At 61.4% G+C, this 26,395-nt stretch carries 31 protein-coding genes; 23 read left to right on the forward strand and 8 right to left on the reverse strand.

What is annotated here, in order from left to right; genetic code table 11:
- Positions 1–23: 23 nt before the first annotated feature.
- The 11 genes from BW967_RS04050 (at position 24) to hydA (ending at position 9,841) form a co-directional block, all read left to right on the forward strand.
- Positions 24–1,184, forward strand: coding sequence for an acyl-CoA dehydrogenase family protein (locus BW967_RS04050; RefSeq protein ID WP_076483773.1), 1,161 nt, complete (start codon positions 24–26; stop codon positions 1,182–1,184).
- Between the two features lie 14 nt (positions 1,185–1,198).
- Positions 1,199–1,594 carry a hotdog domain-containing protein gene (locus tag BW967_RS04055; RefSeq protein ID WP_076483774.1) on the forward strand — a complete coding sequence of 132 codons (396 nt, stop codon included), beginning with the start codon at positions 1,199–1,201 and terminating at the stop codon, positions 1,592–1,594.
- A complete protein-coding gene (locus BW967_RS04060; RefSeq protein ID WP_076483775.1) occupies positions 1,587–2,021 on the forward strand; it encodes a MaoC family dehydratase in 435 nt (144 codons plus the stop codon). The genes BW967_RS04055 and BW967_RS04060 overlap by 8 nt, the downstream gene beginning before the upstream one ends.
- Positions 2,018–2,947 carry a dihydrodipicolinate synthase family protein gene (locus BW967_RS04065; protein WP_076483776.1) on the forward strand — a complete coding sequence of 310 codons (930 nt, stop codon included), beginning with the start codon at positions 2,018–2,020 and terminating at the stop codon, positions 2,945–2,947. The genes BW967_RS04060 and BW967_RS04065 overlap by 4 nt, the downstream gene beginning before the upstream one ends.
- Positions 2,947–3,870: a dihydrodipicolinate synthase family protein gene (locus BW967_RS04070; protein WP_076483777.1), complete on the forward strand. Its 924-nt coding sequence runs from the start codon at positions 2,947–2,949 to the stop codon at positions 3,868–3,870. Before BW967_RS04065 ends, BW967_RS04070 begins: the two co-directional genes overlap by 1 nt.
- A complete protein-coding gene (locus tag BW967_RS04075; protein WP_076483778.1) occupies positions 3,867–4,148 on the forward strand; it encodes an EthD domain-containing protein in 282 nt (93 codons plus the stop codon). The genes BW967_RS04070 and BW967_RS04075 overlap by 4 nt, the downstream gene beginning before the upstream one ends.
- A gap of 34 nt (positions 4,149–4,182) precedes the next feature.
- Complete coding sequence (locus BW967_RS04080; protein ID WP_245826428.1) at positions 4,183–5,112, forward strand: LysR substrate-binding domain-containing protein; 930 nt, start codon at positions 4,183–4,185, stop codon at positions 5,110–5,112.
- Between the two features lie 356 nt (positions 5,113–5,468).
- Positions 5,469–6,047: a TRAP transporter small permease gene (locus BW967_RS04085; RefSeq protein WP_083951923.1), complete on the forward strand. Its 579-nt coding sequence runs from the start codon at positions 5,469–5,471 to the stop codon at positions 6,045–6,047.
- Complete coding sequence (locus BW967_RS04090; protein ID WP_076483780.1) at positions 6,044–7,321, forward strand: TRAP transporter large permease; 1,278 nt, start codon at positions 6,044–6,046, stop codon at positions 7,319–7,321. The genes BW967_RS04085 and BW967_RS04090 overlap by 4 nt, the downstream gene beginning before the upstream one ends.
- Before the next feature lie 56 nt (positions 7,322–7,377).
- Positions 7,378–8,349, forward strand: coding sequence for a TRAP transporter substrate-binding protein (locus BW967_RS04095; protein ID WP_076483781.1), 972 nt, complete (start codon positions 7,378–7,380; stop codon positions 8,347–8,349).
- A gap of 82 nt (positions 8,350–8,431) precedes the next feature.
- Positions 8,432–9,841, forward strand: a complete 1,410-nt coding sequence (gene hydA / locus BW967_RS04100) for a dihydropyrimidinase (protein WP_076483782.1) — start codon at positions 8,432–8,434, stop codon at positions 9,839–9,841.
- On the opposite strand, the gene BW967_RS04105 is transcribed toward hydA, so the two are convergent.
- From BW967_RS04105 to BW967_RS04120, 4 genes are read right to left on the reverse strand one after another with little or no spacing between them, the layout of a single operon-like run.
- Positions 9,842–10,513: a GntR family transcriptional regulator gene (locus BW967_RS04105; protein WP_076483783.1), complete on the reverse strand. Its 672-nt coding sequence runs from the start codon at positions 10,511–10,513 to the stop codon at positions 9,842–9,844. It abuts the gene before it with no gap.
- A 14-nt stretch (positions 10,514–10,527) separates the two neighbouring features.
- Positions 10,528–10,968 carry a MaoC family dehydratase gene (locus BW967_RS04110; RefSeq protein ID WP_076483784.1) on the reverse strand — a complete coding sequence of 147 codons (441 nt, stop codon included), beginning with the start codon at positions 10,966–10,968 and terminating at the stop codon, positions 10,528–10,530.
- Positions 10,965–12,128 carry an acyl-CoA dehydrogenase family protein gene (locus BW967_RS04115; RefSeq protein WP_245826430.1) on the reverse strand — a complete coding sequence of 388 codons (1,164 nt, stop codon included), beginning with the start codon at positions 12,126–12,128 and terminating at the stop codon, positions 10,965–10,967. The genes BW967_RS04110 and BW967_RS04115 overlap by 4 nt, the downstream gene beginning before the upstream one ends.
- 45 nt (positions 12,129–12,173) lie before the next feature.
- Positions 12,174–12,539, reverse strand: coding sequence for a tautomerase family protein (locus tag BW967_RS04120; protein ID WP_076483786.1), 366 nt, complete (start codon positions 12,537–12,539; stop codon positions 12,174–12,176).
- A 105-nt stretch (positions 12,540–12,644) separates the two neighbouring features.
- Between BW967_RS04120 and BW967_RS04125 the strand changes: the two genes are divergently transcribed.
- The 9 genes from BW967_RS04125 (at position 12,645) to BW967_RS04165 (ending at position 20,161) form a co-directional block, all read left to right on the forward strand.
- Positions 12,645–13,538, forward strand: a complete 894-nt coding sequence (locus BW967_RS04125; protein ID WP_245826431.1) for a dihydrodipicolinate synthase family protein — start codon at positions 12,645–12,647, stop codon at positions 13,536–13,538.
- A gap of 59 nt (positions 13,539–13,597) precedes the next feature.
- Positions 13,598–14,575 (forward strand): TRAP transporter substrate-binding protein, encoded by a 978-nt coding sequence (locus tag BW967_RS04130; RefSeq protein ID WP_076483787.1) that lies wholly within the window; start codon positions 13,598–13,600, stop codon positions 14,573–14,575.
- Between the two features lie 79 nt (positions 14,576–14,654).
- Positions 14,655–15,170 carry a TRAP transporter small permease gene (locus tag BW967_RS04135; RefSeq protein WP_076483788.1) on the forward strand — a complete coding sequence of 172 codons (516 nt, stop codon included), beginning with the start codon at positions 14,655–14,657 and terminating at the stop codon, positions 15,168–15,170.
- A 1-nt stretch (position 15,171) separates the two neighbouring features.
- Positions 15,172–16,458, forward strand: a complete 1,287-nt coding sequence (locus tag BW967_RS04140) for a TRAP transporter large permease (protein WP_076483789.1) — start codon at positions 15,172–15,174, stop codon at positions 16,456–16,458.
- A 19-nt stretch (positions 16,459–16,477) separates the two neighbouring features.
- Positions 16,478–16,891: a DUF3830 family protein gene (locus tag BW967_RS04145; RefSeq protein ID WP_076483790.1), complete on the forward strand. Its 414-nt coding sequence runs from the start codon at positions 16,478–16,480 to the stop codon at positions 16,889–16,891.
- Between the two features lie 27 nt (positions 16,892–16,918).
- Positions 16,919–18,412 carry an AMP-binding protein gene (locus BW967_RS04150; RefSeq protein WP_076483791.1) on the forward strand — a complete coding sequence of 498 codons (1,494 nt, stop codon included), beginning with the start codon at positions 16,919–16,921 and terminating at the stop codon, positions 18,410–18,412.
- Between the two features lie 158 nt (positions 18,413–18,570).
- The gene (locus BW967_RS04155; protein ID WP_076483792.1) at positions 18,571–18,861 is read left to right on the forward strand and encodes an ArsR/SmtB family transcription factor; all 291 of its coding nucleotides are present in this window, start codon (positions 18,571–18,573) and stop codon (positions 18,859–18,861) included.
- Entirely contained in the window at positions 18,858–19,913 is a 1,056-nt protein-coding gene (locus tag BW967_RS04160; protein ID WP_083951925.1) for a permease, read from the forward strand. Before BW967_RS04155 ends, BW967_RS04160 begins: the two co-directional genes overlap by 4 nt.
- Before the next feature lie 11 nt (positions 19,914–19,924).
- Entirely contained in the window at positions 19,925–20,161 is a 237-nt protein-coding gene (locus BW967_RS04165) for a thioredoxin family protein (RefSeq protein ID WP_076483793.1), read from the forward strand.
- Between the two features lie 19 nt (positions 20,162–20,180).
- Here BW967_RS04165 and BW967_RS04170 read toward each other — a convergent pair whose 3' ends face one another.
- The 3 genes from BW967_RS04170 to BW967_RS04180 form a co-directional block, all read right to left on the reverse strand.
- Complete coding sequence (locus BW967_RS04170) at positions 20,181–20,948, reverse strand: EcsC family protein (RefSeq protein ID WP_076483794.1); 768 nt, start codon at positions 20,946–20,948, stop codon at positions 20,181–20,183.
- Between the two features lie 51 nt (positions 20,949–20,999).
- Entirely contained in the window at positions 21,000–21,485 is a 486-nt protein-coding gene (locus tag BW967_RS04175) for a GNAT family N-acetyltransferase (RefSeq protein WP_076483795.1), read from the reverse strand.
- 80 nt (positions 21,486–21,565) lie between these two features.
- Positions 21,566–22,420 (reverse strand): DMT family transporter, encoded by an 855-nt coding sequence (locus tag BW967_RS04180; RefSeq protein WP_076483796.1) that lies wholly within the window; start codon positions 22,418–22,420, stop codon positions 21,566–21,568.
- Positions 22,421–22,549: 129 nt separating this feature from the next.
- Between BW967_RS04180 and BW967_RS04185 the strand changes: the two genes are divergently transcribed.
- Genes BW967_RS04185 through BW967_RS04195 form a run of 3 tightly spaced genes read left to right on the forward strand, consistent with a single transcriptional unit; the run spans position 22,550 to position 24,792 of the window.
- Entirely contained in the window at positions 22,550–23,428 is an 879-nt protein-coding gene (locus BW967_RS04185) for an S-methyl-5'-thioadenosine phosphorylase (RefSeq protein ID WP_076483797.1), read from the forward strand.
- 3 nt (positions 23,429–23,431) lie between these two features.
- Entirely contained in the window at positions 23,432–23,962 is a 531-nt protein-coding gene (locus BW967_RS04190) for an adenine phosphoribosyltransferase (RefSeq protein WP_076483798.1), read from the forward strand.
- Complete coding sequence (locus BW967_RS04195; protein WP_076483799.1) at positions 23,959–24,792, forward strand: DUF1444 domain-containing protein; 834 nt, start codon at positions 23,959–23,961, stop codon at positions 24,790–24,792. Before BW967_RS04190 ends, BW967_RS04195 begins: the two co-directional genes overlap by 4 nt.
- Before the next feature lie 184 nt (positions 24,793–24,976).
- On the opposite strand, the gene BW967_RS04200 is transcribed toward BW967_RS04195, so the two are convergent.
- Positions 24,977–26,386, reverse strand: coding sequence for an FAD-binding oxidoreductase (locus tag BW967_RS04200; protein ID WP_076483800.1), 1,410 nt, complete (start codon positions 26,384–26,386; stop codon positions 24,977–24,979).
- Positions 26,387–26,395 lie beyond the last annotated feature (9 nt).

The following is a 26,395-nucleotide window of genomic DNA, read 5'->3' on the forward strand; positions in this document are numbered from 1 at the left end:
GAGACAACAGGAGCCGAACCCCAATGGATTTCACCGTTTCAGACGAAATGAGAATGGTCACCGAAGCGGTCGGACGCTTCGTGCGCGAAAAGGTCCAACCGCTTGAGCAGGCGACCGAAGAGGCGGCAAAGATCCCGCCAGAAAAGCTCGCCGCTGTAAAGGCCGAAGCGCAGGCGCTTGGCTTCTATGCGCTCAACATGTCCGAAGAGGTCGGCGGCGGCGGGCTGGGCGTGCTGGATATGTGCTTGGTCGAAGAGCAACTCGGCCAAACGTCGGACGCGCTGATCCGGCGCATCTTTGGCCAAGTCTACCCAATGCTAGAGTTGTTCGAGGGCGAGCTGCGCGAGAAATACCTCTTCCCGACCGTGCGGGGGGAGAAAATCTGCGCGATGGCGATCACCGAGCCGGGGGCCGGATCGGATGCGGCGGCGATCAAAACCAATGCGCGGCTGGATGGCGACGCATGGGTGCTCAATGGCACCAAACACTTCATTTCGGATGGCGATATTGCCGATTACGTCATCGTCATGGCGCTGACCGACCCCGAGAAAGGCGCGCGCGGCGGTATCTCTCTCTTGATCGTCGATAAAGATATGCCGGGCTTCAAGGTCCTGCGCAGCCAGCCGATGATGGGGCATCGCGGTTACGGGCATGCGGAGATGGTCTTCGACGATGTGCGCGTGCCCAAGGGCAATGTGCTTGGCACGGTCGGCGATGGCTTCCGGGTGATGATGGGCAATGTGAGCGGCATCCGGCTTGGCCATATCGGTGCGCGCGCCGTGGGCATGGCGAGCCGCGTGTTGGAATTGATGCGCGAGCACGCCGCCACGCGCAAGCAATTCGGCCAACCGATTGGCGATTTTCAGATGGTGCAGCAGATGATCGCTGACAGCGCGATGGAAATCTTTGCCACGCGGATGATGGTGCTCAACACCGCTTGGGAAGTCGATCAAGGAATGGACCCGCGCGACAAGGTCTCGATGGTCAAGGTGCAGGCCTCGGAGATGTTGGGCCGGGTGGCGGATCGCGGCATTCAGGTCTTTGGCGGCTATGGCTTCACCAAAGAACTGCCGCTGGAGCGGATCTACCGCGACGCCCGCGTGACCCGGATTTACGACGGCACCTCTGAGATTCACCGCATGCTGATCGCCCGTTCGGTGATCAAGCACGGCCTGACCCTGTGAGCGGAGCGAAGATCATGACCTTTCCCACACAAGGCCAATCCATCACCTTCCGCAAAACGCTCAGCGTTGCCGAACAAGGCTTCTTCACCGGAATCTCTGGCAATCTTGGCGGTCTTTATGTCGATAGGACCAAGGCCAAGGCTCAAGGTCTGGCCGATATGGCGGTGTTTGAACTCGCCGCAGGTGCGCTTTTCACCACCGCGCTCGCGCGGCTAGCGGGGCCGGAATGGCGGATCTCCGAAATTTCCTTCCGCTTCTTGCGGCCGATGGTTCTGGCAGAAACGCTGGCCGCGACCGCAACCGTCACCGAGGTCGGTGAGAGCCTCGCCTTCACCCTCACCGGGACGGCTGGCGATGAAACCGTGATCGAGGGCGCGGCGCGCATGGCGCGCGTTTGTGCCGATGTATGATATTCGCCCCATCGATGCGCTGAATGTTGGCGACCGGGTCACTGTCTCCAAAACGGTGACCGAGGTTGATGGCGGCATGTATATCGCCGCAACGGGCGATTTTGGCCCGGTGCATGTAGACGAGGAATATGCCGCCGACACCCGCTTTGGCGAGCGGCTCGCGCCCGGAATTTTGGTCGCGGGCATCTGCACCTCGGTGCTGACCGCCGAACTGGTTGGCACGCTTGGTGTCTCGATCCGTGACAGTTTTTGGTTCACCGGGGCGGTGCGCTACGGCGACACGATCACCTTCGAAATTTGGATCTCCGCCAAGGACGAAGAAAACCGCACCGTGGACTGGCAGGCCTCGGCAAAAAACGAAGACGGCGTTGAAGTGCTCAAAGCCGATGCGACGCTGAAATTCCCGCGAAAGAAAGTGACATCATGACCCTGACCGGCAAAGACCTGCGCGGCATTACCGTTGCCACTGTGCTTCCCTTTGATGAGGCGGGCGCGATTGACTGGGACGGCTATGCCGCCGTGCTCGACCATTGCGCCAAGCCCGAAACCACCGATTGCGTCTTCGTCAATGGCCATGCGGGCGAAGCCACCGCGCTCACCGACGATGAAAAGATCGAGGTGATCAAACGCACCCGTGCGCAAATCGCGCCGAGCCAGCCGCTTTTGTCTGGTGTCGTTGCCACGGGTATTCCCGATGCGCTGCGCCAAGCCGAGATGGTGCGCGAAGCGGGCGCCGATGTGGCGGTGATCTTCCCGGTCGAGGCGCTTGGCGGCGGCAATGCCAATACGGCTGCGGCGGTGAAGCTCTTTGAAAAGCTCGCCCGCGAATTGCAAATGCCGCTGTCGCATTTCCAATTCCCGATCGCGTCTGGCTTCGGCCTTTCGACCGACGTCTTGGCCGAAATCGCGAAAATCCCCGAGGTTGTCGCGATCAAGGAAGGCTCGGCAACGCTGCTCGCCTATGATGAAAACCGCCGCGCGGTGAAAGCCGCCTCTCCCGAGACCGCGATCCTGCCCTCGAACTTTCATTGGTTCTTTTCGCAAGTGGCGCTTGGCGGCGACGGCATCCTGTCGGGGCTGGCAAGCCTTGTGCCCGGGCTTTTGGCCGATCTTTGGCAAGCCTCGGAAGAGATGGACCTTGCCAAGATGCGCGCCGCAAATGACCGGCTCTACCCGGTGGTCCGGGCGATCTATGGCCCCGCGCCAGTGGTCGACATGCACACCCGGATGAAAGACGGGCTGCAGATGATGGGCGTGATCAAAAATGCCACGCCGCGCCTTCCGCTTCTGCCGCAATCCGAAGCGGTCCGCGAAGGCGTCCGCAAAGCGCTGATCGCGGCGGAGGTTCTCTGATGCCCCTTGCTGCGCGCGGTGGGCTTTACGCGGCGACTATCTGCCCAATGATCGAGACTGGCGCGCTTGATCGCGCCAGCCTTGAGCGGCACTTTGAGACCGTTTTGGCCGACCCCGGTCAAGCGGGGCTCTTGCTCAACGGCCATGCGGGCGAAGGCATCCATATGACGCGCGACGAGCAGGCCGAGGTGGTCCGCATCGCCCGCACTGTGGCTGGCTCTCGCCGTATTCTGGCCGCCGTCAGTTCCGAAACCACCGCCACGGCCGCCGCCGATGCGCAAGCCGCGCTGAGGGCGGGGGCGGATGCGATCATGGTCTTTGCGCCCTTTTCTTGGGCGCTTGGCGCCGATCCGCGCGCGATTGTGGCCCATCATGCCGGGATCGCCGAAGCCACCGGGGCGGAGATTTATCTTTTCCAAGGCTCGGTTGGCTCCGGCAAGCTTGCCTATACGCCCGATGTTTTGCGCCAATTGCTTGAAATCGAAGCGGTTGTTGGCATCAAAGAGGGCAGCTGGGAAACCAAATCCTACGAGGTGACCCGGCGCATCGCGCGCGAAATGCGCCCCGATGTGGCGGTGATGGCCTCGGGCGACGAGCATCTTTTCCCCTGTTTCATGATCGGCAGCGATGGCTCGGCGGTAAGCCTCTCGGCGCTTGTGCCCAAACAGATTACCGCGCTGAATGCCCATGTCCGCGCCGGGCGGATCGACGCGGCCCGTGCCATTCACGAAACCCTCTTTGGCCTCGCGCGTTTGGTTTACGCGGCGCCGGGGCACCTTGCCGCCGCGCGTCTTAAGGCCTGCCTTGCGGAACTTGGCCGCATTGAGTCCCCAGCCTGTCGCGCGCCCACACCGCGTATTTTGCCCGCAGAACTCGACGCCCTGATGGCCGCGTTGCGCCCCTGCTTGGAGGCCCCAGAATGAGCCAGACACATATCGTCTTCGTCGACATCGACCCCGAACACGAGGCCGCCTTCGACGCATGGTACGAAGACCAACATCTGCCCGATATCCTTGCCTGCCCGGGCTGGCTGGATGCGCGGCGCGAGAAATGCCTTGAAGGTGGTCCGCGCCATGTCGCGATCTACACGATCACCGGTCCAGAGGCCTATGAAACGCCCGAATTCAATGCTATCAAAGGCTTTGGGCCGTTCACTGAAAAGGTGCGTAATTTCCGGCGAATTCGTCTGACACGCAGCTGATACGGTCGGTGCAAATGGGGACGACAAAGGCGACATGCTGAATCTCAGGCAGCTCGAAATCCTTCGAGCCGTGGTGCAATATCGGACCACCGTGGGGGCAGCGGAAACGCTGGGCATGTCGCAACCGACGATTTCCAACACCATCCGTCATGTCGAGACCCTTCTTGGCTTCGCGCTTTTTGAACGGGTGAGCAATCGGCTCACCCCGACCGAAGAGGCGCTTATCCTGCTTGAGGAATCCGAGCCGCTTTTCTTGCTCCGCGACGCGGTGAACCAGCGCGCGGCAGACCTGCGGATGGGCAAAATCGGCCGTTTGCGCGTGGCCACAACCGCAGAACTCAGCGAAGCGGTGCTGCCAAGCCTGATTGCCGATTACGGGCGCGAATTTCCGCGCGTGCAAATTTCGGTCGAGACCCGCCCGCTCGACAGTGTGCTTCAGGTGGTTGAAAACGGCGTCGCCGACGTTGCCTTCATGATCTCCGCCTATGAACGGCAAGGATTGCAATTCGAAACCGTCGATGAATTGCGCACCGTCTGTCTTTGCGATGCCCAAGACCCGCTGGCGAAGCTGGACGTGGTCACGCCGCGTGACCTTGTTGATCGCCCCTTGGTTGGGCCGCAGGTTGCCAACCGGGTCGGGCTGACACTGGCTGACAGTTTTCAAGCCGCCGGTTACGACTACCGCCCCAACATCGAAACCCGTTTCATGAACACCGCCGCGCGGATCGCAAGCGAGGGATGGGGGGTCGCGCTGGTCGATGAGCTATCGGCTTTCACGGCGATGCGCCCCGGCCTCGTCGTGCGCCCCTATGCACCAGAGTTGCGCTTTGACCTGCTGGCCGCGACGCCGAAGTCGCGCCCCCCGTCGCGCCAGACCCAGCGCTTCATCAATGCTTTTGGCAAGCGCGTGGTGGAGCGCATTGCCGAAGTCAGGCTGGCCAGCCAACGCTCTGGCACCGTCTGAGCAGCGCGTAAAGCGGCGCCTTTCCTAAAATTCCCCGAAGCGATTCTTACCAACACACCGTCGAAAGGCGGGTTTGGGGTCGATTTTCCCAAATGTGGGCGTTAACATTCTGACCTGATTTTGGTCGCTGATCCAAAATATGCCTGCTTCTTGTTCGCCATGCGAACGGTGCCCCCTCAAAGGCAAGCGGACACTCTGGGAATATTCGCGAAAACGGCGCATCGAATACTTCCTATAAAGAAATTTATAGCTCCTCGCCTTCCTACACGCGCCTTTGCCGATAACCTTTCCCAAAAGCACCGTTGCGGGCGCCGCTCAGGCAGATCGCACGAAAAAGGAAGAATGGAGAGACCGCGATGAGTAGGCAGACCACCGATGAAACCGGAGCGAAGGGCTCTGGCATGCCTCGTTGGCTGATTGCCCCGGCGGCCTTTTTGAAAATCGCTCTGGTCGTATTGCGCCGGGTGGTCGATGTCATCGCGCTTCTGCTCATCGCCTATATGGCCTGTGCGATCCTTGCGCAGATCATCGGGCGGTACTTCTTCAACTATTCCATCGCTTGGAGCGAGGAAACGGCGACCTTCGCACAGGTCTGGCTCACGCTCCTTGGCGCGGGCATCGCCATGCGTTTCAACCAGCATGTCGCGGTCGATTTTTTGCTCCTCCGGGCATCTCGCCCGATCCAACGGCTTTGCAATGGCGCGGGCTTCCTGCTCGGGATCTGGTTCCTCGGCGTCGTGGTGACGGGCTCGCTGTCGCTGCTCGCCATCGGCTTCATCGTCAAATCCCCGGCGCTGCAAATCCCGATGGCGGTGCCTTACATGGCCTTGCCGGTGGGCTTTAGCTACTTCCTTCTGGAATTCGCCGTGGCGACCCTGCCCCGCGTAGTGCACCCCGCCCGAGTACGCGCAGAGATCGCGGAGGCCGAAGCATGATCTGGGCGGCTGGCGGATTTCTCATTCTTCTTGTCTCTGGCACGCCGATCGTTCTGGCCCTTGGCATCGCGGCCCTCTTGGCGATTGAACTCACCACGAATGCCCCGATCTCTATCGTGGCACAGCGTATCTATGGCGGGATCAGTTCCTTCACCCTGATGGCGATCCCCTTCTTCGTGGCCGCGGGCCTCTTGATGGAAGCGGGAGGCATTGCGCGGCGCTTCGTCAACCTTGCCTCTGCGCTGGTCGGCTGGATCACCGGGAGCCTCTATCTCGTCTCTATTGTGACGGGCACCGGGCTGGCGGCGATTTCGGGCTCTGGATCTGCCGATACGGCCGCCATTAGCGCGGTGATGACACCCGAGATGCGCAAACGCCGCTATGACATTGACCTTGCCGCCTCTGTCATTGCCGCTTCTGGCGCGCTCGCCGCAATCATCCCGCCGTCGATCATCATGATCATCATCGCGATCACCGCAAACCAGTCGATCGGAGCCATGTTCCTCGGTGGGATCGGGCCGGGCCTCTTGGTCATGGTGGGCCTGATGCTCGGTTGCTGGCTCTTTGCGCGGCGTGGCGGCGACGCTTACCGCGAGCATGAAGCCTTCACCCTGCGCCGCCTCTGGGTCAGCTTTGTCGATGCTGCGCCGGGCCTTCTTGTTCCCGTTGTCATCGTTGGCGGTATCGTCGGCGGTATCTTCACGGCAACCGAGGCCGCTTGCGTGGCGCTTTTCACGACGCTGGTCATCACCATCTTCGTTTATAAAGAACTCCGCCTAAATGACCTTCCGCGTATTTTCCTGCGCGCCATCTCGCTTTCGGCGACGGTGCTGATCATCGTCTCGACCGCCTCGGTCTTTACATGGATCATCGCCACCCAAGGCTTCCCGGCGATGCTGCGTGACTGGCTCACCGGCGTCACAGACAGCGCGGTCGTCTTTCTGCTTTTGGTGAACGTTTTGCTGCTGGTCGTCGGCATGTTCATGGAAAGCATCTCGGCGGTGCTGATCTTGCTGCCGATCCTGCTGCCCATCGCGCAAAGCTACGGGATCAACCCGGTCCAGTTCGGCATTATCACCGCGCTCAACCTGTCCATCGGCCTCGTGACGCCGCCCTACGGGATCTGCCTCTACGTCTCTGCCACGGTGGCCGGGCGGCGGATCGAGCAGGTCTCGCGCCGGGTATGGCTGCCCCTGCTGTGCATGTTGGTGGTGCTGATGCTTGTCACCTTCGTACCGGCGATTTCGCTCTGGCTTCCTTCGGTGCTTCTCTAAAGAGCCGCACCCTCCCCCTTTCTCCCCTCCCTCAACCACAAGAAAGAGAAACTCACGTGTCCAACAGACTTCTTACCACCCTTGCGACCCTCGCAGCTTTTGCCACCGCCACCGGCCCGGCACTCGCCGCCGACTACACCTTCAAAGTTGCCCATACCAATGCGGCAAACGAGGTTCAGGACATGGGCCTGCAGAAGATGAAGGAGTTGCTCGAAGCCAAGACCGATGGCGCGGCCACGCTTGAAATCTATGCCGGCGGCCAACTCGGGGACGAACAGCAAACGGTGGAAGGCGTGATGCTCGGCTCGCTCGACATGGGCATGACCTCGAACGCGATGCTGTCGAACTATGTCGAAGATTACAAAGTCTTCGATCTGCCGTTTCTCTTCCCGTCGATCCCGGCCCTTGGCGAGAAAGTCGATGCCAATTGGGACATGATGGAAGCCTCTGCCAACAAGTCTGGCTTCCAACTGATCGGCATCTTTTCCTCGGGCATCCGCCACCTGATGACCTCGAAACCGATCAACGGCATGGAAGATCTGGCGGGCATGAAGATCCGCACCATGCAAAACCCGATCCATGTTGAGGCCTTCCGCGCCTATGGCGCCAACCCGACCCCGATGTCCTATTCGGAGCTTTACGGCGCGCTGCAAGCGGGCGTGGTCGACGGGGCCGAGGGTGCCTCGACCGGCTATGACGGGATGAAATTCTACGAAGTCGCCCCCGATTTCGCGCTGGTTGGCTGGCTCAACATGACCGCGCCGATCACGATGAAAAAAGACACGTTCGACGCCCTGCCCGCAGAGATCCAGACCGCGCTGATGGAAGCCGGTGCCGAAGCCGCCACCTGGCAGCGCCAATATGTTGTCGATATGGAGCAGCCGCTTCTCGACAGCTTTGCGGCGCATGGGGTGACGATCACCACGCCCGACACCGCGCCCTTCATCGAAGCCTCGCAGCCGCTCTATGAAAGCCAACTGACCACCGATGGTCAAAAGGCGCTCTTTGACGCGCTGACCGCGAAATAACCCACTCACGGTTATACCCGCAGGCCCGCGGCGCCCATTTGGTGGCGCGGGCCATCTTCCCCCTCTCGGAGACCCGTCGGTCATGCTTGATACCGCCATTCGCAATGCCACCATCGTCACCGCCGCCGACCGGACAAAGGCCGAGATCGGCATCAAGGATGGGCGCATCATAGCCATTGCCGAGGATATCGGCCCTGCCCGCGAAGAAATCGACGCCACGGGTCTTTTGGCGCTTCCGGGGGGGATTGACGCCCATGTCCATCTTGAGCAGCCGCAAGGTGGCGGCGTGGTCATGGCCGATGGCTTTGAAAGCGGAACGCGCTCGGCTGCGGCGGGGGGCAATACGACCGTTTTGCCCTTTGCGCTGCAACAGCGCGGCCAGTCTTTGCGCGAAGCCGTGGAAGCCTATCATGCTGCCGCCAAAGGCAAATGCTACGTCGACACCTCTTTTCACCTGATCATCACCGACCCGACGCCGCAGGTTCTCGGCCAAGAATTACCGGCCTTGGTCAAGGCGGGTTACACCTCGTTCAAGGTCTTCATGACCTATGACGATATGGTGCTGAACGACGCGCAATTGATCGAGGTTTTCGATCTGGCGCGGCGCGAGAAAGCCATGGTGATGGTCCATGCCGAGGGCTATGACGCGATCCGCTACATGGCACGCCGTCTAGAAGAGGCAGGCAAGACCGCGCCCTATTACCATGCCGAAAGCCGCCCGCAGAGCGTGGAGCGTGAAGCGACGCATCGCGCGATCAGCCACGCCGAATTGACCAATGTGCCGATCACCATCGTCCATGTCTCGGGCCGCGAGCCGATGGAGCAAATCCAATGGGCTAAGAAGCATGGCCTGAACATCTTCGCCGAAACCTGCCCGCAATATATCGCGCTGACAGCCGAAGACCTGAAAGGGCTCGATATGGATTTCGAGGGGGCGAAATATGTCTGCTCCCCACCGCCGCGCGACCTCGATAGTCAAAAGGCGATTTGGGAAGGGCTGCGCGACGGCACCTTTGACATCTTCTCTTCGGACCATTGCCCGTTCCGCTTCGACGATCCGAAGGGCAAGAACGTGCAGGGCGCGCGCAGTTCCTTCCGCTGGGTGCCAAATGGCATCCCCGGCATTGAAACGCGGCTGCCGATCCTATTTTCGGAAGGGGTTTCGAAAGGGCGGATTTCGCTGGAACGCTTTGTGGCATTGACCGCGACCAACCCGGCCAAGCTGTTCGGCCTTTACCCGCGCAAAGGTTCCATCGCGGTCGGGGCGGATGCCGATATCACGCTTTGGGACCCGAGCCGTGAGGTTGTGATCTCGCAAGCGCTGATGCACCACGATTGCGATTACACCCCCTACGAAGGGTTTGAGGTGACGGGCTGGCCCGTGCGCACGATCTTGCGCGGGCAGACGATCTTTTGCGAAGGGGACGTCATTGGTGCCCCCGGCACTGGCGCCTATCTGGAGCGTGGCACCAGCCAAGCGTTCGGGGGCTAATCAGCCCTCGGGCGCGATGCGTTGGACAAGGTCTTCCATCATCGCCGCGTTCTGCATCCGCAAGATCGCCTCGGCGGCAGTCATATCCTGCCGCCACAAAGCTTGGATCAGCAGTTGCATCTCTTCGGCCATAACGCTGCGGCGCCCCGGCCCGTAACCGTAGCTGCGGCGAAAAGCGAAGATCGTGTCCCAGCCGCGCTGGAAGACCCGGAGCGCCTCACGGTTGCCGCCATATTCAACCAGCAGCGCACTGAAACGCCGGTTCGCATCCAAGGCGGCAAGGTCCTCCCCGGCAGCAAGCTTCTCGGCATATTCTGTCGCCAAAGCCTCCAAAGCGCGCAGCCGCTCCAACGTCATTGTGGTTATGCAGCGGCGCAGCGCAAAGATGCGTAATTCTGTATTCAGATCGAAAAGGTCCGTGATATAGGCGCGGTCGAGTTGGCGGACCGTCGCGCCGCGATGCGGCTCGATCTCCACCAACCCTTCGCCCTCAAGCTTCCGAAGCGCCTCGCGCAGCGGCATGGTTGAAAGCCCCAGCCGTTTGGCCAGTTCTGCCGTTTTCAAACGCTCCCCCGGCGCGAGCCGCCCGGAGAGGATATCTTCGCGAATTTGGCGTGTGGCCTGTTCGGTAGAATTGAGAGCGGTCTCGAAAGAGAGGTCATCATTTGTCATGCGCGGCGCTTCCCTTAGCCCTTTTGCCGGATCAAGGAGATATGCTCGGCGTCGATCACCACCTCATCGCCGCGCATCAGCCGCACCGCCTCGGTGATCACCCCCGCCGGGCGCGAGGCGCTCGCGCGTTTGGCGGTAAACTCCATTTCCACACGGACGGTATCGCCCGCCAAGATCGGCTTCACAAAGCGCACATTGTTCCACCCCAGCGAAGCGATCGAGGTTTCCTCGTAGAGCTTCAACTCGGTCTTCAACCCTTCCATCAGCGACAGACCGTAAAGCCCATGCGCGATGATACCGCCGAAACCCGCCGCTTTGGCATAGGCTTCATCGGTGTGCAGCGGGTGGTGGTCGCGCGTTAGCCGACAGAAATCCGCAATATCGGCGGAGGTGATCTCATGCGCATCCGTCACATAATGCGCACCAACCTCTACATCTTCGAAAAACAGGTTCATCCGTAGGCCTTTTGCACTTGGCGCGCGATGATCATGCGCTGAATCTGGTTGGTGCCCTCATAGATCTGGCTCAGCCGCACGTCACGGAAAAGCCGCTCTAGGCGATATTCGCGCGAGTAGCCGTTGCCGCCGTGAATTTGCAGCGCATTGGAAATATGCACCTGCGCCATATCGGTGGTGAAGAGCTTGGCATGCGCCGCCTCCATCGCGATCGGCTGGCCGATGTCATAAAGCTTGGCCGCATGGTGGATCAGCAGCCGGGCGGCGGCAATATCCTTCGACATATCGGCGATCATGAATTGCACCGCTTGATGCTCAAAGATCGCCTTGCCGAACTGCTTGCGGTCTTGCGCATAGGCAAGCGCATCTTCCATCGCGGCTTGCGCCATGCCGAGCGCCATTGAAGACATCATCAGCCGCGAGAAGTTGAAATTCTCCATCGCCATTTTGAAGGCCCCGTGTTCCGGCCCAAGGCGGTTCGTTACCGGAACGCGCACCTCGTCAAAGATGACCATGCATTCGGCCAAGCCGTGCATCCCCATCAAATCCTCGGACTTCCCGCGGATCACACCGGGGCGGTTGGTTTCGACCATGATGCACGAAATCCCGCGATGGCCTGCCTCCGGATCGGTCTTGGCAAAGACCAAGATCACATCGGCCACTTGGCCAAAGGTGACCCAAGCCTTGGTGCCTTTGATGACATAGTCGTCGCCGTCGCGGCGCGCGGTGGTTTTCATCGCCGCAACATCCGAGCCGTAATCGGGTTCAGTGACGGCGGTGGCGGGAATCACGCTGCCATCCAAAATGCCGGGAATCAGCGCGTGATGCACCGCGCTGCCGTGGTGGTGAAGAAAGAGCGCCGCCTCGACCGGAATCGCGAAGGCATTGCCGACCGAACCGGAGCCCCGGGCAATCTCTTCCATGACGATGCAGGCGGCGACGGCATCAAGCCCCACACCGCCCGCTTCTTCCGCAAGCGCGACCCCGAAAAGCCCCTGTTCCGCAAGCGCTTCGTAGATCGCGCGGGGAAAAACGTCGTCTCGGTCGATGGCCGCCGCCGCCGGGGCGACCACGTCATCAGAGAGCCGCCGCGCGGTTTCGCGCACCATGCGCTGCTCCTCGGTGAAGAAGTGATCCAATGTGATCTCCATTTGGCTCATTTTGGTATTATCCGATCAACTTCTACACACGGCTTCGCAAACGGGTCAAGCCGAGGCAGTCCCGCCGTGGAACGCGTCGGACGGGTCGCGGTCGATGAAGTAGACAATCACGTCCTTCGGGGCGGCCCCATAGGCCGCAACAAGCGCCTCTGTCAGGGCTGTTGCAGCTTTTTGCTTCAATACCTGCGGTCGTGGAAAGGCGTGGACTTTTACGAATACGCGGAATTTTTCAGCATTTTTGCCATGTTTTCCAGCATGACCATAGGAATAGTCAGGTAGGCAAAAATAATAGCAGGTCACGATTTCGGGCTTGATCTCGTAAGCGCCGCAGAGCGCTTCGGTCATGCTGCGGGTCGCAACCTCCCGTTTTTCTTCGTCTGATACGCAGTCGATGACTTCGATGAAGGGCATATGCTGGGTCCTTTCGCTTTGGGCAGGGCTTTGCCTGCTGGCGCCGTTCGAGTTGACTCATAATCTGATCTCAAAAATTCTCAATACAACGAATTTGGATCAGAGATGAGCGCAACAGCCATGACCTTCCGCGGCAGCTACACAGTCTGCATCACCCCCTTTGACGCCGAGGGCGGCGTCGACCTTCCTACCCTGCGCGACTATGTCGATTGGCAGATTGACGAGGGCGTCCACGGGCTCATTCCGCTGGGCTCCACAGGCGAATTCCTCTCGCTGAGCCGCGAAGAACGCGCCGCCGTGGCCGAGACGGTGATCACCCAAGCCGCAGGCCGGGTTCCGGTGTTGATCGGCACCGCCGCAGAATGGACCGACGAGGCGATCGCCATCAGCCGGGAAGCCGAAGCGCTTGGCGCCGATGGCGTGATGCTGGTGCCGCCCTATTATTCCTCGCCGACCGATGCGGAACTCATCGTGCACTTTACCCGCGTGGCCGAGGCGCTCTCGATCCCGGTGATGCTCTACAACAACCCCTTCACCGCCAATGTCGACCTTTCGGCAGCGCTGGTGGGCCGGTTGTCGGAGGTCGACAACATCTCCTACATCAAGGACACGTCAAAGAACGTCCATCGCGTCACCGAGCTGCTTGAGGCCTGCCAAGGCCGGATGACCGTCTTTGCCGGTTACTACCCGTGGGAAAGCTATCTGGCGGGGGCCGAGGGCTATAGCTCGGTGATGTCCAATATCATGCCGAAGCTTTCGGCCCAGACCTTTGATCGCACGGTGGACGGCTCAAACGAGGGCCGCGCGCTTTACATAAAGAGCCTGCCGCTTATCAACGCCTTGGCCGGTGATCTTTATGTCTCTGCGACGAAGGCCGCGATGGCGATGATCGGTCGCCCCGTTGGCGCGCCGCGCCCGCCGCGCCTGCCGCTGCCGGCGGCCAAGGCGGCTGAACTCCAAACCATTCTCAAGTATCTCGGGCTGCCAGTGGAAGCCTGAAACCGGCCCGCGCCGGGCCATCTCTCTCCTCCCCACAACAGAGCCAACAGGAACGCTAGATGAAATTCACCAAATTTGCCCTCCCCCTCGCCCTTGGCGCGGCCCTCTTTGCGCCGCAGGCCTATGCGCAAGAGATCACGCTCAAAGCCAGCCACAACGCCAATGCCGAGGAGCCCTATGGCGTTGGTATGCGCAAGATGGCCGAGATCCTCGAAGAGCAAACCGGCGGCAAAGCCACCATCGAGGTCTATGACAACGCCACGCTTGGCGACGAAATGGAGAGCATCCAAGGCACCCAGATGGGCACCGTGGATATCGCGGTCACGGCAAACTCGACGCTGGCGAACTTCGTGCCGGATCTGTCGGTCTTCTCGCTGCCCTTCCTCTTCGACGGGGCCGAGCAGATGGACCGCGCGCTGAGCGACCCGGCGGTTCTGGCCGAGATCGAAACCGCGCTGGATGCGAAAGGCTTCCACCTGCTCGCGGTCTTTTCGGCGGGCACGCGCCACATCATGACGAAAAAGCCGATCAACGGGCTGGAAGATATGGCGGGGCTGAAAATCCGCACCATGCAAACCCCGGCGCATGTCGATACGTTCAACGCCTTCGGCGCCAATGCGACCCCGATCGCCTATGCCGAGCTTTACGGCGCGCTGGAAACCGGCGTGGTGGATGGCGCAGAAGCCGCCAACACCAACTTCTACGCCAAAAAGTTCTATGAAGTCGCCCCCGACTGGGCGGTGCTTGGCTGGCTCGAACTGGTGGCTCCGGTGGTCATGGGCAAAGCCGCCTATGAAGCGCTCCCCGATGACGTGAAAGTCGCGCTCGACCAAGCCGGGCTTGAAGCAGGCAAAGCCGAACGTGCAGCCTATCTGGCCTCCGACAATGCGCGTTTTGCCGATCTTGAGGCGGTTGGCGTGACGATCACCCATCCGGATGCCGCTCCCTTCCGCGAGGCCGCCGCCGCCGTGCAGCAAAAATACCTCGAAACGGATACCCAAAAGGCAATCTTCGACCTGCTGAAAGCGGTCGAGTAATCTCTCACCCTATCCGATCTGCCCGGCCACGCCCCCCTCACGTGGCCGGGTTCTTCTCCCTCCCTGTCCGAGCTTGCGAATGGTCCGCCTTCTGGAACTCCTCTGCCTGCTGCTGCGCCGCGTCATATCGGGCGTGGTCATCTTGCTGTTTGCAGTGATGATGACTTCTGTCCTCGTGCAGGTCGCTGGTCGCTACATCTTTAACTTTTCCATCGCGCAGGCCTCCGAGATCGCGACCTTTTCGCAGATTTGGCTGGTTTTGCTTGGCGCAGGCATCGCGGTCTCGCGCAGTCAGCATGTCGCCATTGATGTGGTGCCCGCGATGTTGCCTCGCGCGCAGGCGCGCCTCGCGCTTTTGGCCATTTCTGGCATCTCCATCGCGTTTCTGGCCGTGCTTGCCTATGGCAGCCTGCCGCTGATCAAGATGGGCGCGTTTCAGACTTCGCCGACTTTGCGTATCCCAATGAAATACATGTATTTCTGCTTGCCTGCTGGGGCCGCCTATATGGCGCTCGAAATGGTGCTTGCCGTGATCCAGCGCTGGCACGACCCCTTCCCCAGCGAACAAGTTGACCCGCATGAGGAGGCCATCTGACATGCTGGTTATTGCTTTCGCTTTCATCATCTTGCTGACGCTGGGCGTTCCGGTGGTCTTCGTCCTTGGCGTTTCGGCGGTGACCGCGCTGGTCACCACGACCGATGTGCCGGTCGCGATTGTCAGCCAGCGCGTCTTTGCCGGGCTGAACTCCTTCACCCTCGCCGCGATCCCGTTTTTCGTCTTTGCGGGCGTGATCATGGATGCGGGCGGCATCTCCAAGCGGATCGTCGAATTCGCCTCAGCGCTGATCGGCTGGGTTGTTGGTAGCCTGTATCAAGTCTGTTGCGTGGCGGCGGCGGGGCTTGCGGCAATCTCGGGCTCGGGCTCTGCGGACACCGCGGCGATTTCCGCCATCATGCAACCCCAGCTACGCCGAAAGGGGTATGACGTGGAATTTGGCGCCGCGCTGATCGCCTGCGCGGGCTCTATTGCACAGGTCATCCCGCCAAGCCTGACCATGGTCGTTTTGGCCGTGATCTCCAACGTCTCCATCGGAGCGCTCTTCATTTCCGGCGTCCTGCCGGGCCTTATGTGCATCTTGATGCTGATGGGCGTCGCCTATTGGCGCGCCAGCAAGGGCGGCCATGTCTACCGCGAAACCGAGCCTTTCTCAATTTCCCGCCTCGGGAGCACCGGATGGGCCGCGCTGCCCGCTGCGGGGATGCCGTTCCTTATTCTTGGCGGCATTCTAGGGGGTGTCTTCACGCCGACCGAAGCGGCCGCCGTCTCCGGCTTTTACGGCCTTCTCGTCGGTCTGTTTGTGTATGGCGAACTCAAACTCTCTGACTTGCCGCAACTTGTGCTGCGCACGGTCTCGCTTTCCTCGGCGGTGATGTTGATCATTGGCACCGCCAGCGTTTTTGCCTGGCTCATTGCCAATGCCAATGTGCCGCAAATGCTGGGTGAATGGATCGCTGCCGTCTCCACAAACAAGTTCGTGTTCCTGATCATCGCCAACTTGCTCTTCCTGTTCGTTGGCATGTTCCTAGAGACCATCGCCGCGATTCTGATCATCGTGCCGGTGCTCTCGCCGATTGCCGCGCAGATGGGGGTGGACCCGATCCACTTCTCTTTGCTGGTGATCGTCAATTGCGCCATCGGCACGGTGACGCCGCCCTATGGCGTTTCGCTTTTCGTCGCTTCCAGCGTTGCCAACCGTTCCGTCATGCAGGTGTCGCGCCGTCTCGGCCTACCGCTGGCGGGGCTGTTCCTGATGCTGATTGCGGTGACCTTCATTCCCGATTTGTCGCTGTTCTTGCCGCGCCTTTTCGGGCTCATCGACTAAAACTTCAAAGGCAAAGCCCATGACCAAACTCAAAGTGACAATCTCCGGCATCGAATTCGACGCGCGTTTCGAAGAAGAGGCCGCCCCCAAAACCGTCGCCGCTTTCCGCGCCCAACTGCCCTACAAAAGCCAAGTGGTGCATGTGCGCTGGAGTGGCGAAGGCGTCTGGATTCCGCTCGGCGAGACCGATTTCGGCGTCGATTATGAAAACCACACCAGCTTCCCCGCCCCCGGCCAATTTGTCCTTTATCCCGGTGGCATCTCAGAGACTGAAATCCTGCTTGCCTATGGCGGGGTGCATTTCAAATCGAAGATGGGGCAACTGGCGGGCAACCACTTCATCACGCTGACCTCTAATCTGGACAAGCTTGCCGAAATCGGGCCAAAGGTCCTGTGGGAAGGCGCGCAAGAAATCCTCTTTGAGGAAGTCTGAGCCGCTACTGAACGCCGGAGCCATCCATTGACCCAAGATCCGATCAGTTACGGTGCACGGCTGCGCCAGTTGGCCGCCGAGCGCGGCACCGCAGAGGCCGTGCGCTTCCTGCCCGCTCGCGGCGAGGAGCAGAGCCTAAGCTGGGCGGAGCTTGACGCAATGACTAACCGTTTCGCCCGCGCGCTGGCGGCGCGCGGGGTGGCGCAAGGGGCTATTGTTGGCTTCGCGCTGCCCAACATTCCGGCGCATCTGGCCTTGGCGCTGGCGATCTGGCGCGTGGGCGCCACCACGATGGTGCTCGACCCCGGCATTCATCCCGAGACCGCCCAAGCCATGAAGGCGCGCAGCGGCGCGGCACTCGTGATTGGGCGGGAGGCAGGGCAAGGCGATATCACCCTCGCGGAGTTCATCGCCTTGGCCGATGGCCTTCCGCGCACGCCTGTGGAAGACCAGATTTCGGTTCCGGGTAAAATCGTACTTTCGGGCGGCTCGACCGGCCTGCCCAAGATGATGTGCGACACCCGCCCCTTCGCGCGCATCCCCGGCCAAAGTTGGGGTCGCGTGGCACCAAGCCTTGGCTTTCGGTGTGAGCAAACCCAACTCGTTTGTGCCGCGATGTCCCACAACGCGCCGTTCACTTGGGCGCACAATGGCCTTTTCGAAGGGAACCGCTTGGTGCTGCTGGAGCACTTTGATGCGGTGGCAGTGTTGCAGGCCATTGACCGTTTCGAGATTGGCTTTGCGATGGTCGTGCCGACAATGATGGTCCGGATGATCGACCACTTCGAAGAAAGCGGGGCAACGCTCGAAAGCTTGCATGCGCTTTATCACACCGGCGCCCCCTGCGCGCGCTGGCTCAAACAGGCTTGGATTGATCGGCTTGGCCCAGAGCGGGTGACAGAGATGTATGGCTCGGGCGAAAACACCGGCCAGACAGTGATTTCGGGAGCCGAATGGCTACGCCATCCCGGTTCGGTCGGTTGCGGATTTGAGACCGAAATTCGCATCTATGGCGAGGCAGGCGAGATCCTCCCCCCCGGCGAGGTGGGTGAGATTTTCATGCGGCCTGACGATCCCGATGGGCGCAGCAATTACTTTGGCCCCGACGCGCCCCAACCACGCCGCGATGGGGATGGGTTCCAAAGCATCGGCGATCTGGGTTGGCTGGACGCGGAAGGGTATCTCTACCTCAGCGGGCGGCGCGACGATGTGATCAACACCGGTGGCGTCAAAGTTCACCCCGAAACGATCGAGGCGGTGCTTTTGACCCATCCGCAAATCGCCGACGCGGTGTCCTTCGGGATTGAGGACCGCGAATGGGGCCAGAAGGTCGTCGCCGTCTTGGTTGCAAAACCCGGCGCGTGCCCCTCTGTCGACGCCCTGCATGATTTTTGCGCGGAGCATCTCAGCCGGGCAGAGACGCCAAAGGTTTTTCGTCTGTGCGAGGCATTGCCGCGCGACGGCTTTGGAAAAATCCGCCGCCGGATGCTGGCCGTAAAACTCGCGCAAGAAGAGATTTGATTCCCCGCAGGCAAACACAATAGGCCGGGCGAAGGGGCTCGCCCCACGCTCCTGCGCGATAAAACCTTGGCTTCACGCGCCCCGTCCCGCCCAAACTGATGCAGATCAAGGCAAGCGCCCCCGCTTATGCGCAAATGCGCATAAGGAGGCACGCACCGATGATCCTGATCACCCTCTCTGCGCTTGCCGAGCCCACCCGGCTGCAAGCGATGCAATTGCTCTCTGATGGCTCGGAACATTGCGTCTGTGAATTGATGCGCAAGCTTGGGGCAACGCAAAGCCGGATGTCGCGGCATATGCAGGTGCTCAAGCAAGCTGGGCTTGTGGTGGATCGGCGCGATGCGCAATGGGTGCGCTATTCGATGAACCCCGCGATGCCACCCGAAATCGCGCGTGTTCTCGCCGCTGTGGTCGAGGCCGCGCCACGCATGCGGGAGGTTGCCGCATGAGCACCGAACTCCCCCTCTCCACCCCGCGTCATGGCTGGAGCTGGCATCTGGGCGTGGTCGCCTTCCTGATCCTTTGGGCCCTCATCTACCAACAATTGCAGCCACTCTCTGAGGGTCTTACAAGCCTCCTGCCCGTGGAGCGGCACAGCCATACAGGCGAGGCGATTGCCTTCTTTCTGTATGACGTGCCGAAAGTGCTGTTCCTGCTCACCTTGATCGTTTTCGCGATGGGGGTGGTGCGCAGTTTCTTTTCACCCGAGAAAACCCGCGCTGCGCTTTCGGGCCGACGCGAAGGTGTTGGGAATATCATGGCGGCGGGGCTCGGGGTGCTGACACCGTTTTGCTCTTGCTCGGCTGTGCCACTGTTTCTGGGCTTTGTGTCGGCCGGGGTGCCGCTTGGCGTCACCTTTTCTTTCCTGATCGCCGCGCCAATGGTGAACGAGGTGGCCTTGGTGCTGCTTTTTGGTCTTGTGGGCTGGCCGGTCGCGCTCACCTATCTTGGCTTCGGGCTCGCCATCGCCGTTGTGGCGGGCTGGGTCATTGGCAAGCTGCGGCTGGAAGGCTGGCTGCAAGATTGGGTGCGCGATCTGCATTCGGGGGCCAGCAGCCCCGCCACCGTTACAGACACGCCCCTGACTTTGGTGGACCGTTACCGCCAAGGCATCACAGCGGTGCGGGACATTCTGGCAAAGGTCTGGCTGTGGGTCATTTTGGGCATCGGCATGGGGGCGGTGATCCATGGCTATGTGCCGCAGGAGCTGATGGCCCGGATCATGGGCGCCGATGCGTGGTGGTCGGTGCCCGCCGCCGTCGTGATGGGCATTCCGATGTATACAAATGCCGCTGGCGTGATCCCAATTGTCGAAGCGCTTTTGGGCAAGGGCGCTGCGCTTGGCACCGTGCTCGCGTTCATGATGAGCGTGATCGCGCTCAGCCTGCCCGAAATGATCATCTTGCGGCAGGTGCTGACCCTGCGCCTGATCGCCGTTTTCATTGGCGTGGTGGCCAGCGGCATCCTCGCTGTCGGCTTTTTGTTCAACCTGCTTTTCTGAAAGGACGCTCCATGAAATCCGTCAAAGTCTATGGTCCGGGCTGCAAGCGCTGCGAAACCACTGCAACCATGGTGAAAGAGGCCGCCGAGAAACTGGGCATCGCTGTTGATGTGGAGAAAGTCACCGATCCCAAAGCCATTGCGCTGGCGGGGGTGATGTCGACCCCCGGCATTGCGATTGATGGCAAGCTGGTTCACACTGGCGGTCTGCCCGAAGCCGCGAAGATCGAAGGCTGGTTGAGGGCTTAAGCTTTGGGCAAGCGCCGCCTTATCGCGGCGCGGCCCCACTCAGCCGCATCACCAATTCCTCACGCAAAAGCCCCTCATCCTCGCCGCTGTCGCGCGCCAACCGCTTGAGCCCAAAATGCACACGGGCGATTTCTTGGTAGTAACTGGTGAACGCGTAATTCACCGCCGCCCCGGCTACAGCCCCCAGAACCGGCACCGTTTGCGTGGCGAGCTTTTGCCCCAAAGCTGCGGCCAAACGCGGGGCGACCTTGGCCACCAACCCATGCAGCCCCGCCCCAGTGATGGTCATCCGCGCGGTCAAAAAGCCCATATCCGCGCCGTCATCGGCCTCAAGCGGACCCGCAGAGGCAAAGACGCGCAGGCATTCCAACTTCACCTCATCGCTTTCAGGGTCAAACCCATGTTCGGCGGCAATCCCTTGGATCGCGCGCAACAGCATGGTGATGGTGAAAGGCAATTCCGCCAAGGCGCTTGGCAGCCCGCCCGCGCCCCCCGCTGCGCCCAAAGCCGTTGTCAGCACCTTGTTGACCCAGTCGGGCCGATCAGACACCACGCCACGCGAGCGGCTTGCGGCCTCTAGCGCGGCATCAAGCCCGCGCTCGGTCGCAGATTGCAGCCCATCGCGCACCGGTGGCGGCAACCGCCCCAGCAGGCTTTCCGTCGTGCCGCCGACAAAGGTGATCACCTGCATCATCGGGCCAGAGGCGGCGCGGTGGCGCTTGGCCAAGTCTTCTAACTGCGAAGTCAGACCCGGATCGGTCACGGGTAGAAGGATTTCAGGCTGCATCGGCTCCCCCTGTTTTCCCAAATATGGGAAGCCAGACCGGGCATCGAAAGATCAGGGCGTGAATTTCTCAACCGCGCCGCGCACCCCCGCCCAAGCGCCGGGTTGCAATTCCAGCCCCAAAACACGTTCCGGGTTCGTCGGCGGTGGCATTTCCACATCGTCAAGCCGCTCAAAGCCAAAGCGCTGGTAATAGGGCGCGTCGCCCACCAAAAGCACCCGCTCCCAGCCAAGCTTGCGCGCCTCTGACAGGCTTTCGCGCATCAAAAGACCGCCCAACCCCTCGCCTTGGCGGGTGGGGTGCACCGCCACGGGGCCGAGCAGCAACACCCTTTGCCCGCCCACCAGAACCGGCCAATAGCGGATCACCGCGGCCAAGACGCCATCTTCACGCAGCGTCAGGCACAAGGCCCTCACCGGGGGCACATCTTCGCGCAGTCGGTAGGAAGAGAGCGCCGTACGACCCGGCGCAAAGCAGAGGTCATAAAGCGCCTCTACCTCCCACCAATCCGCCTCTGTCTCTTCCTCGAGCTGATACATGCCGCCCCCAGGTCTTATCTTGGCCCGCGCCTAACACGCGGAGAAGACAGGTTCAAATCAAAGCGGGTGCCTTCCGGCGTTTAGCGCCGCGCGCTGTGCAAAAGCGTATAGACGCCCGAAGCCACCACCAGCGCCGCACCCAGAAGCGTGGCCAGATCCGGCTCTTCGCCAAAGACCAAAACGCCCAAGATCAGCGCAAAAATCAGCCGCGTGTAGCGGAACGGGGTGACGACCGAGACCTCGCCCGTGCGCATCGCCGCCGTCAGCGCCCAATAGGCGGCCACGCCAAAAGCCACTGCCCCCGCAATCGGCAACAACGCGATCGGGCGCGGGGTCGTGGCCCCGCCGGTAACGGCCAAGATAATCGCCCCCGCAGGGATCAACGCGGCAAAGCCATAAACCCCAAGCTGGAAATTGGTCAGCACTTTGGGCGCAGCCCGCGTGGCAAGGTCGCGCCCGGCAAAGCCCAACAGGCCCAAAACGGTCCACAGTGCGGCGGGCACAAACCCCTCCAAACCGGGGCGCAAAATCACCAACACGCCCAGAAAGCCCACCGCAATCGCCCCCCAGCGCCGCGCATCGACCCGTTCACGGAAGAAAAGCGCCGCCCCCGCCACCACGACCAAAGGCGTGGCTTGCAAAATTGCCGAGGCGTTGGAAAGCGGCGTCAGCGCAATGCCGAGTGTATAGCCCAGCCGCCCGACAATCTCGAACCCTGCCTTCACCAGCATCAAGCGGCTCGCCACCGCGCGATGCCACAGCGGCTGCCCCGCCCCTAAAGCCAACGCCATAAAGACCGCCATGCCTCCCGCGCCAAACAGCATCAGCACTTCACCCACCGGCAAATGCCCCGCCGCGCGTTTGACGAACATGTCTTCAAGCGCAAAAAGCGCCATGGCGACCACCATCAGCACTGCGCCGCGCAGATTTTCCATTGGCTCTCCCTGCCGCTCTCCCAAGCGGGTGAAAATATGACGCGGGAAGCAAGGGCCCTACGCCCTTTCCACACCCGCTCCCCCGGCCTAATCTCGCCCTGCCGCATAAGCAAGCGCGAGAGGAAGGCCATGACTGCAGAACGGGTGATCGGGGTGATCGGGGGCTCGGGTGTCTATGACATCGACGGGCTGGAAGGCGCAACATGGCAGGCGGTCGAAACCACCTTTGGCGCGCCCTCGGATGAGCTATTGGTGGGCAGCTATGACGGCGTGAAAATGGTGTTCTTGCCGCGTCACGGGCGCGGCCATCGCTACACGCCCTCGACCGTGCCCTATCGCGCCAATATTGCCGCGATGAAGATTATGGGCGTGACGGATCTTGTTGCCGTTTCCGCCGTGGGTTCGCTGCGCGAAGACTATGCGCCGGGCGATTTTGTCGTGGTCGACCAATATATCGACCGCACCTTCGCACGCGATAAGACCTTTTTTGACACCGGGCTCGTCGGCCATGTTTCGGTCGCGCATCCGACCTGTAGCCGCCTGTCGGCCCATTGCGCCGAGGCCGCCCGCGCGGTGGGCGTGAAGGTGCATGACGGTGGCACCTATGTCGCAATGGAAGGGCCGCAATTTTCCACCCAAGCCGAAAGCGAACTCTACCGCAGTTGGAAGGCCGACATCATCGGCATGACCGGGATGCCCGAGGCGAAACTCGCCCGCGAAGCCGAGATGTGCTACGCCTGCGTCGCCATGGTGACCGATTATGACTGCTGGCACCCCGACCATGATGCGGTCGATGTGGCCCAAGTGATCGCCACCGCCACCGCCAATGCCAATAAGGCGCGCAGCCTTGTGGCGGCGCTGCCCGCATTGTTGAAAGGCCCGGCAGAGGCTTGCGAAAAAGGCTGCACCCATGTGCTGGATGGCGCGATCATGACCGCGCCTGCGAAACGCGACCCTGAAGTGATCGCGCGTCTGATGCCCGTGATGGGCCGGGTTCTGAAAGGCTAAGAGATGAAGACCGTCAAAGACTATATCCGCACCATCGCCGATTTCCCGCATGAAGGGATCATGTTCCGCGATGTCACCACGCTCTTTGCCGATCCGCGCGGCTTCCGCATGGCGATTGACCAACTGCTGCACCCTTGGGCGGGCGAAAAGATCGACAAGATCGTCGGGCTTGAGGCGCGCGGCTTCATTTTGGGCGGCGCGATTGCGCACCAGCTTTCCAAGGGGTTCGTGCCGATCCGCAAAAAGGGCAAGCTGCCGGGGCAAACGCTCAGCCAAGCCTATAAGCTTGAATATGGCGAAGCGATCATGGAGATCCATGACGATGCCATTCAACCGGGCGAAAAGGTGTTGATCGTCGATGACCTTCTGGCCACCGGCGGCACCTGCGGCGCGGCGATCCAACTGATCGAGCGGCTCGGCGGCGACATTGTTGGCTGCTCCTTCATTGTGGACCTGCCCGAACTCGGCGGGCGCAAGCTTTTGGGCGATTTGGGCATGGACGTGAACGTCCTGTGCGAATTCGAAGGGGCATGAGGGGCGCCGCGCTCCTTCTTGCGCTGCTGCTTTCCGCGGGGGCGGCCACAGCCGATGTGGCGCGCCCGCGCGACCTTGAAACGCTTCTGGCCGTTTTGCAAAACGCCGCCCTCGCGACAGGCGACGCGACCGAGGTGCAGATCCGTGACGACAAGCTCTACCTGACGTGGAACGGCACCGCGCTGATCGCCGATCCGCACAACCTGTTCATGGAGATGCAACAGGCGGCGAGCGATGCGGAGCGGCAAAAGCTGGTCGATACCTATTTCGCCGCTTTCGACGATATCTTGCAGCTTGATACGGGCGTTCTCGACCCGGCAAGCCTGATGCCGATCATCCGCCCCAGCACCTTTGCCGAACATATCCCCGATGCCAAATCGGTGGCTTCTGAGCCGTGGTTTGCAGGGCTCTCGATCTATCTGGTCGAAGATTCGCCAAGCTCCACCGCCTATCTGCGCAATGACCGGATGCAGGCGGTAGGGTTGGATTTTGAGACCGCCAAGAAACAGGCGCTGGCCAATCTGAGCACCCTTAGCCCGCGCTTCGAGCCGCTTGGCCCCAAGCGGTGGGGATTGGTGCTCGATGGCTATTATGAAAGCTCGCTTTTGCTTGAGAGCGAGTTGTGGCGGCGCATGGCCGAAGACCAAGGCGAGATCATCATGGTCGTGCCCAGCCGTGACGCGGTGGTGATTGATGCCAGCGGCGATCCGGCGGCAGTGCAAGAGTTGGCCATCTTCGCGCAAGAAAGCGGTCGCGCCCGTCCTTACCCGGTCTCAGAATATGTGTTCGGCTGGAAAGGGACGCATTGGGAAATCCTGCCCAAACAATAGGCGGCATCACTCTTCGAACACGGCAAGTGTCTCCGATTACAAAAGAAAACCGGCCAGAGTTAATGCGATTAACCTTCCGGTAACCCGAATCGCGCTACCCCGAACGGGCCTGATGGTTCTGCTGCTTGCAAACACGTGAACCAAAAGCGCAGCGCCCTGCCCACCCCGGCAGGGCGCACCCATTTCAGGGCTTCTGCGGCGCGGGCAAAATCACCCCTGGGTTCAGAATTCCGCGCGGATCAAGCGCGGTTTTCACCGCCTGCATCATCGCCAATTTCGCCGGGTCCGCGGTGCGCGCAAGTTCCCCAACCTTGAGCCGTCCAATCCCATGCTCGGCCGAGATCGAGCCATCAAACCGCTCCACCACCAGCTTATGCACCGCTTCCATCACCGGCGGCGCGTCATAGTCCGAACGGCTGCGCCCTTCGGCAGGGAAGACGTTGAAATGCAAATTGCCGTCGCCCACGTGGCCAAAGCAATTAAGCCGGAAGTCGCCCATCGCGTTCAGCAATGCAGTGGCCTCGGCAATAAAGTCTGGGATCGCGGCCACCGGCACGGCAATATCGTGGCTGGAAATCGCACCAATGCGCCGGTTGGCCAGCGGGATCGACTCGCGCATTTGCCAAAGTTGCGCCGCCTGTGCCGCCGATTGCGCGACAACGGCATCGGTGACGCGATCCCCCGCCGCCTCATAAAGATCGGCAAAGGCGGCCTCTGCCTCCATCCCCGCAGGCAGGCCAAGGTCGATCAGCACCGACCAGTCTGGGTCTTGGGCAAAGGGCAGATGCACCTCTGGCCCAACATCGCGCAAGAAGCCAAGCCCCCAGCCAGAGATCAGTTCAAACGCGCTCACGCAGCCCGCAAAACGCGCCTGCGCCAACCCCAACAATTCCACCGCGGCTTGCGGGGAGGTCACGGCAAAAACCGCCGTACCTTCCACCGCAGGCGGCTCATAAAGCCGCAAACTGGCAGCAGTGATCAGCCCCAAGCTGCCCTCTGCCCCAATCACCAGATCGCGCAGATCATAGCCCGTGTTGTCTTTCGCAAGCCGCTTCAGCCCGTGCCAGATCGTGCCATCGGCCAGCACCACCTCCAGCCCCAAGCACAGCGCGCGCGCATTCCCGTAGCGCAGCACATTCACGCCGCCCGCATTGGTGGCGAGACACCCGCCGATCTGCGCGGACCCTTGGGAGGCGAGCGTCAGCGGAAAGCGCCGCCCCGCGCTTGCCGCATGGTCTTGCACCGTTTGAAGCGTGGCTCCGGCCTCAATCACCAAGCTTTGCGCATCCATCGCACGCAACGCGGTCATCTTTTCAAGGCTCACTAGAACCGGCGCGGGGCCATCCGAGCAGACCTGCCCGCCCACAAGCCCGGTGCCGCCACCATAGGGCACGACGCCCACGCGCGCGGCATGACAAAAGGCCATCAGCGCCGAGACTTGCGCGGTCGTGGCGGGTTTCGCCAGCACCCCCGCCTGCCCCTTCCAGCGCCCGCGCGGCTCTTCCAGATAGCGCGGCTCGGGCGCGCCCAGCCACAAATCGGGCACAGCTTCGGCCAGCTTTTGGACAAAGGCATCATCGGCGGGGTTCAGCATCCTGCCCTC

Origin of the sequence: Rhodobacter aestuarii, assembly GCF_900156655.1 — a bacterium.
GTDB classification, from domain to species: Bacteria; Pseudomonadota; Alphaproteobacteria; order Rhodobacterales; family Rhodobacteraceae; genus Rhodobacter; species Rhodobacter aestuarii.

Excerpts from the sequence above, each read along its gene's own strand:
- BW967_RS04050 (WP_076483773.1), top strand. The coding sequence starts at position 24 with ATGGATTTCACCGTTTCAGACGAAATGAGAATGGTCACCGAAGCGGTC.
- BW967_RS04055 (WP_076483774.1), top strand. The coding sequence starts at position 1,199 with ATGACCTTTCCCACACAAGGCCAATCCATCACCTTCCGCAAAACGCTC.
- BW967_RS04060 (WP_076483775.1), top strand. The coding sequence starts at position 1,587 with ATGTATGATATTCGCCCCATCGATGCGCTGAATGTTGGCGACCGGGTC.
- BW967_RS04065 (WP_076483776.1), top strand. The coding sequence starts at position 2,018 with ATGACCCTGACCGGCAAAGACCTGCGCGGCATTACCGTTGCCACTGTG.
- BW967_RS04070 (WP_076483777.1), top strand. The coding sequence starts at position 2,947 with ATGCCCCTTGCTGCGCGCGGTGGGCTTTACGCGGCGACTATCTGCCCA.
- BW967_RS04075 (WP_076483778.1), top strand. The coding sequence starts at position 3,867 with ATGAGCCAGACACATATCGTCTTCGTCGACATCGACCCCGAACACGAG.
- BW967_RS04080 (WP_245826428.1), top strand. The coding sequence starts at position 4,183 with ATGCTGAATCTCAGGCAGCTCGAAATCCTTCGAGCCGTGGTGCAATAT.
- BW967_RS04085 (WP_083951923.1), top strand. The coding sequence starts at position 5,469 with ATGAGTAGGCAGACCACCGATGAAACCGGAGCGAAGGGCTCTGGCATG.
- BW967_RS04090 (WP_076483780.1), top strand. The coding sequence starts at position 6,044 with ATGATCTGGGCGGCTGGCGGATTTCTCATTCTTCTTGTCTCTGGCACG.
- hydA (WP_076483782.1), top strand. The coding sequence starts at position 8,432 with ATGCTTGATACCGCCATTCGCAATGCCACCATCGTCACCGCCGCCGAC.
- BW967_RS04105 (WP_076483783.1), bottom strand. The coding sequence starts at position 10,513 with ATGACAAATGATGACCTCTCTTTCGAGACCGCTCTCAATTCTACCGAA.
- BW967_RS04110 (WP_076483784.1), bottom strand. The coding sequence starts at position 10,968 with ATGAACCTGTTTTTCGAAGATGTAGAGGTTGGTGCGCATTATGTGACG.
- BW967_RS04115 (WP_245826430.1), bottom strand. The coding sequence starts at position 12,128 with ATGAGCCAAATGGAGATCACATTGGATCACTTCTTCACCGAGGAGCAG.
- BW967_RS04120 (WP_076483786.1), bottom strand. The coding sequence starts at position 12,539 with ATGCCCTTCATCGAAGTCATCGACTGCGTATCAGACGAAGAAAAACGG.
- BW967_RS04125 (WP_245826431.1), top strand. The coding sequence starts at position 12,645 with ATGAGCGCAACAGCCATGACCTTCCGCGGCAGCTACACAGTCTGCATC.
- BW967_RS04130 (WP_076483787.1), top strand. The coding sequence starts at position 13,598 with ATGAAATTCACCAAATTTGCCCTCCCCCTCGCCCTTGGCGCGGCCCTC.
- BW967_RS04135 (WP_076483788.1), top strand. The coding sequence starts at position 14,655 with ATGGTCCGCCTTCTGGAACTCCTCTGCCTGCTGCTGCGCCGCGTCATA.
- BW967_RS04140 (WP_076483789.1), top strand. The coding sequence starts at position 15,172 with ATGCTGGTTATTGCTTTCGCTTTCATCATCTTGCTGACGCTGGGCGTT.
- BW967_RS04145 (WP_076483790.1), top strand. The coding sequence starts at position 16,478 with ATGACCAAACTCAAAGTGACAATCTCCGGCATCGAATTCGACGCGCGT.
- BW967_RS04155 (WP_076483792.1), top strand. The coding sequence starts at position 18,571 with ATGATCCTGATCACCCTCTCTGCGCTTGCCGAGCCCACCCGGCTGCAA.
- BW967_RS04160 (WP_083951925.1), top strand. The coding sequence starts at position 18,858 with ATGAGCACCGAACTCCCCCTCTCCACCCCGCGTCATGGCTGGAGCTGG.
- BW967_RS04165 (WP_076483793.1), top strand. The coding sequence starts at position 19,925 with ATGAAATCCGTCAAAGTCTATGGTCCGGGCTGCAAGCGCTGCGAAACC.
- BW967_RS04170 (WP_076483794.1), bottom strand. The coding sequence starts at position 20,948 with ATGCAGCCTGAAATCCTTCTACCCGTGACCGATCCGGGTCTGACTTCG.
- BW967_RS04175 (WP_076483795.1), bottom strand. The coding sequence starts at position 21,485 with ATGTATCAGCTCGAGGAAGAGACAGAGGCGGATTGGTGGGAGGTAGAG.
- BW967_RS04180 (WP_076483796.1), bottom strand. The coding sequence starts at position 22,420 with ATGGAAAATCTGCGCGGCGCAGTGCTGATGGTGGTCGCCATGGCGCTT.
- BW967_RS04185 (WP_076483797.1), top strand. The coding sequence starts at position 22,550 with ATGACTGCAGAACGGGTGATCGGGGTGATCGGGGGCTCGGGTGTCTAT.
- BW967_RS04190 (WP_076483798.1), top strand. The coding sequence starts at position 23,432 with ATGAAGACCGTCAAAGACTATATCCGCACCATCGCCGATTTCCCGCAT.
- BW967_RS04195 (WP_076483799.1), top strand. The coding sequence starts at position 23,959 with ATGAGGGGCGCCGCGCTCCTTCTTGCGCTGCTGCTTTCCGCGGGGGCG.
- BW967_RS04200 (WP_076483800.1), bottom strand. The coding sequence starts at position 26,386 with ATGCTGAACCCCGCCGATGATGCCTTTGTCCAAAAGCTGGCCGAAGCT.